Below are 3,860 nucleotides of genomic sequence, written 5' to 3' on the forward strand. Positions count from 1 at the left end.
CACCGGTGGCCGGCGGGACGGCCAGGGCCTCGGTGCCGGCGGCGGGCGCGGAGCCCTCACCGGACTCGCCGGCCGCGCCGATGGTGATCAGCGGGCTGCCGACGTCCATGGTCTCGCCCTCGGCGCCGTGCAGGGTCAGCACGGTGCCGGCGTACGGGCTCGGCACCTCGACGAGGGCCTTGGCGGTCTCGACCTCGACCATGGGCTGGTCGACGGCCACGGTGTCGCCCTCGGCGACGAGCCAGCGGACGATGTCGGCCTCGGTCAGGCCTTCGCCCAGGTCGGGCAGCAGGAAGGTGTTGCTCATGCGCGGGCCTCCTCGGCGTCCAGGTCCCAGTTCAGGTCGTCGATCGCGTCCAGGATGCGGTCGATGTTCGGCAGGTGGTGCTCCTCGAGCTTCGGCGCGGGGAACGGGATGTCGAAGCCGGTCACGCGGCCCACGGGCGCCGCCAGCGAGTGGAAGCAGCGCTGTTGGATCCGGGCCACCAGCTCGGAGGCCACGGACGCGAAGCCCTGCGGCTCGGCGACGACGACGGCGCGGCCGGTCTTGGCGACCGAGGCGGCCATCGTGTCCTCGTCCAGCGGGTTCACGGTGCGCAGGTCCACGACCTCCACCGAGAGCCCCTCCTCCGCGGCCGCGTGGGCGGCGGCGAGGCAGGTGGGCACGGAGGGGCCGTAGGAGACGAGGGTGACGTCCGTGCCCTCGCGGACGACGGCGGCGCGCGCCCAGGCCTCGCCGTGCTCCTTCTTGTCCTCGACGCGGGCCCAGCCCTCCTCGAACTCGGCGCGCAGCTGGTCGAGGTCGAGCTCGGCCTTGGTCCAGTACATCTTCTTGGGCTCCATGAAGACCACCGGGTCGTCCAGGCGGATGGCCGAGCGCAGCATCATGTACGCGTCCTTCACCGAGGCCGGGGTGTACACCTTCAGGCCCGGGGTGTGCGCGTAGTAGGACTCGGAGGAGTCGCAGTGGTGCTCCACGCCGCCGATGCCGCCGCCGTAGGGGATGCGGATGGTGATCGGCATGGGCGTGGCGCCCTTGGTGCGGTTGCGCATCTTGGCCACGTGCGAGGCGATCTGCTCGAAGGCCGGGTACGCGAACGCGTCGAACTGCATCTCGATCACGGGGCGGGCGCCGCCGAGGGCCATGCCCACGGCCATGCCCGCGATGCCGGACTCGGCCAGCGGGGTGTCGAAGCAGCGCTCCTCGCCGAAGCGCGCGGTCAGCCCGTCCGTGATGCGGAAGACGCCGCCGAGGGTGCCGACGTCCTCGCCGAACACCACCACCATGTCGTCGGCGGCCATCTCGTCGGCCAGCGCCGCGTTGAGCGCGGCGGCGAAGGTCAGGGTCGCCATGCTCAGGCCTCCTGGTTCTCGGAACGGGACAGCTCCTCGGCCAGCTGCGCGCGCTGGGCGGCGAGCTGCGGGGTCTGCACGGAGTAGACGTGGTCGAACAGCTCGAGCGGATCGAGCTCCGTCTCGGCGTTCATGGCGTCGCGCAGCTGCTGCGCGACGTCCTCGGCGTCGCGGGCGATCTGGGCCGAGACCTCCTCGGTGAGGGCGCCGGTGGACTCGAGGTAGGCGGTCATGCGGCGCAGCGGGTCGCGCGCCTCCCACTCCTTCACCTCGGCGTCGTCGCGGTAGCGCGAGGGGTCGTCCGTGTTGGTGTGCGCCTGCATGCGGTAGGTGTCCGCCTCCACGAGGAAGGGGCCCTGGCCCTGCCGGCACAGCTCCACGGCGCGGCCCAGCACGGCCAGCAGGGCGCCGAGGTCGTTGCCGTCCACGCGCTCGCCGGCCAGGCCGTAGCCCACGGCCTTGTGGGCCAGGGACGGGGCGGCCGACTGCTTGGCGAACGGCACGGAGATGGCGAACTTGTTGTTCTGCACGAAGAAGATCACCGGCAGCTTGAACACGGCCGCGAAGTTCAGCGCCTCGTGGAAGTCGCCCTCGGAGGTGCCGCCGTCGCCGACCATGGCCAGGCACACGACCTCCTCGCCGCGCAGACGGGCGGCCTTGGCCATCCCGACGGCGTGCAGCATCTGGGTGGTCAGGGGCGTGGACTGGATGGAGACGTGGTGCTTCTGGGGGGCGTAGCCCTGATGCCAGGTGCCCTGGTAGGCCACCATCACCTCGAGCGGCGGGACGCCGCGGGCGATCACGGCCACGGTGTCGCGGTAGGTCGGGAACAGCCAGTCGTCCTCGCCCAGGCAGACGGCGGCGGCGACCTCGGAGGCCTCCTGGCCGTGCGAGGACGGATAGACGGCCATGCGGCCCTGGCGCACCAGGGCGTAGGCCTGGTCGTTGACGCGGCGGCCGATGACGAGGTGGCGGTAGGCGGCCAGCAGCTCCTCGTCGGAGGGCAGGGGATACTCGTGGCCGGGCTCGGTGCCCTGCTCCTCCGGGGCCAGCAGCGTGCCGTCCTCGCCGATCAGCTGGATGCGGCGGGCGGCGGGGAGCAGGTACTCCTCGAGGGAGATGCCGAAGGCGGCGCCGGCGTTCGGGCGGGTCTCGGCCTCGTCGGTCCGGGCGGCCCCGGGCACGGCGGGGGTGGGGTCACTCATGGCGGGTCCTCTCGATCTGTGGCCTTCAGTGTGCCCAAGAGGGTCAATGTGTCGCTCGCCCGCCCGGGATCACGAGACGATCCGGGGCAAACCAGGCACTCCATCAGACGAACTGCTATGGTGACTCGTGCCACGTAGACGGTCCGCCGCCGCGTGGCCGACCCCGTCCGCCCCGCCCCAGGAGGAGCCATGGCCGCCGAGCCGCTGGACCGCGTGGACCGCGCGATCGTCCGCGAACTGACGCAGGACGGGCGGATGTCCGTCGCGGCCCTGGCCGAGCGCGTGCACATCTCCCGCGCGCACTGCTACTCGCGCCTGAACCGCCTGCAGGACGCGGGCGTGATCACAGGCTTCACCGTGCGGGTCGACCCCGTCAAGGTCGGCTTCGGGGCCTCCGCCCACGTGACCATGAAGCTGCGTCAGCACGACTGGCGGGAGCTGCGCGCCACGCTCCTGGCCATCCCCGAGGTCTCCCACGTCTCCCTCGTGGGCGGGAACATGGACGTGATCCTGCTGGTCCGCGCGCGGGACACCGCCGACCTGCGCCGCGTGATCTTCGACGAACTGCAGACCCTGCCGAGCGTCGTCGACACGCAGACGTACATGGTGTTCGACGACCAGGCCTCCGGGCAGACCATCCCCCCGGACGAGACCGCCGACTGAGCCGACGGCCCGGCGCCCCGGTCAGCGGGAGCGCACGACGACGGCCGGCGGGTCCGCCACGGCCCCCGGCCCGCGCGGCAGCACCGCGGCGAACACGACCGCTCCGAGACCGCAGACGACCGCGAGGGAGCCGACGCCGACGGCCAGCCCGGCCGCGGCGGTCACCCCGGAGAGCAGCAGCGGCCCGGCGAGCATCCCCGCGTCGGACATCGAGCGCCACAGGCCGAGGAACTGGGCGCGCGCGTTCGGCGGCGAGTGGTCCGCCCCGAGGGTCATCACGATCCCCGCGCCGAAGCCGTTGCCGATGCCCAGCAGCACCGCCGCCGCCGCGAACGCCGTCGGCTCCCGGGTGAGGCTGACGGTGAGGAACCCCGCCCCCAGCAGGGTCAGGCACGGCACCGCCACGGCGCGCCGGCCGAAGCGGTCCATGAGCCGGCCCGAGGGGTAGAAGAGCAGCAGGTCCGCCGCGCCGGCCAGGCCGAAGACGAGCGACGCCGTCGCCGCGTCCAGGCCCAGGTGTGTGGCCCACAGCGGGATGACGGCGTTGCGCGCCGCGCGGGCGGCGGAGACGGCCACGACACCGAAGCCGGCCGTGAGCAACGCTCCGCGCCGGGCGCGCGCCACGTCCAGCAGGCGGGG

At 73.0% G+C, this 3,860-nt stretch carries 5 protein-coding genes; 1 reads left to right on the forward strand and 4 read right to left on the reverse strand.

Going from position 1 to position 3,860, the window contains the following annotated elements:
- The 3 genes from HMPREF3105_RS05360 to HMPREF3105_RS05370 form a co-directional block, all read right to left on the reverse strand.
- A partial coding sequence (locus tag HMPREF3105_RS05360; RefSeq protein WP_305791329.1) for a biotin/lipoyl-containing protein occupies positions 1-307 on the reverse strand: 307 nt, incomplete at its 3' end.
- Positions 304-1,353 (reverse strand): alpha-ketoacid dehydrogenase subunit beta, encoded by a 1,050-nt coding sequence (locus HMPREF3105_RS05365; protein WP_036316710.1) that lies wholly within the window; start codon positions 1,351-1,353, stop codon positions 304-306. The genes HMPREF3105_RS05365 and HMPREF3105_RS05360, both read right to left, overlap by 4 nt.
- Before the next feature lie 2 nt (positions 1,354-1,355).
- Positions 1,356-2,558 (reverse strand): thiamine pyrophosphate-dependent enzyme, encoded by a 1,203-nt coding sequence (locus HMPREF3105_RS05370; protein WP_070708929.1) that lies wholly within the window; start codon positions 2,556-2,558, stop codon positions 1,356-1,358.
- A gap of 189 nt (positions 2,559-2,747) precedes the next feature.
- Here HMPREF3105_RS05370 and HMPREF3105_RS05375 point away from each other — a divergent pair, with 189 nt between their 5' ends.
- Positions 2,748-3,221, forward strand: a complete 474-nt coding sequence (locus HMPREF3105_RS05375; RefSeq protein WP_036316705.1) for an Lrp/AsnC family transcriptional regulator — start codon at positions 2,748-2,750, stop codon at positions 3,219-3,221.
- Between the two features lie 21 nt (positions 3,222-3,242).
- Here HMPREF3105_RS05375 and HMPREF3105_RS05380 read toward each other — a convergent pair.
- Positions 3,243-3,860: MFS transporter (locus tag HMPREF3105_RS05380; RefSeq protein WP_141762437.1), on the reverse strand; the 618-nt coding region annotated here is incomplete at its 5' end.

The sequence above is a fragment of the Micrococcus sp. HMSC31B01 genome (assembly GCF_001816085.1).
Classification (GTDB): Bacteria; Actinomycetota; Actinomycetes; order Actinomycetales; family Micrococcaceae; genus Micrococcus; species Micrococcus luteus.

Excerpts from the sequence above, each read along its gene's own strand:
- HMPREF3105_RS05370 (WP_070708929.1), bottom strand. The coding sequence starts at position 2,558 with ATGAGTGACCCCACCCCCGCCGTGCCCGGGGCCGCCCGGACCGACGAG.
- HMPREF3105_RS05365 (WP_036316710.1), bottom strand. The coding sequence starts at position 1,353 with ATGGCGACCCTGACCTTCGCCGCCGCGCTCAACGCGGCGCTGGCCGAC.
- HMPREF3105_RS05375 (WP_036316705.1), top strand. The coding sequence starts at position 2,748 with ATGGCCGCCGAGCCGCTGGACCGCGTGGACCGCGCGATCGTCCGCGAA.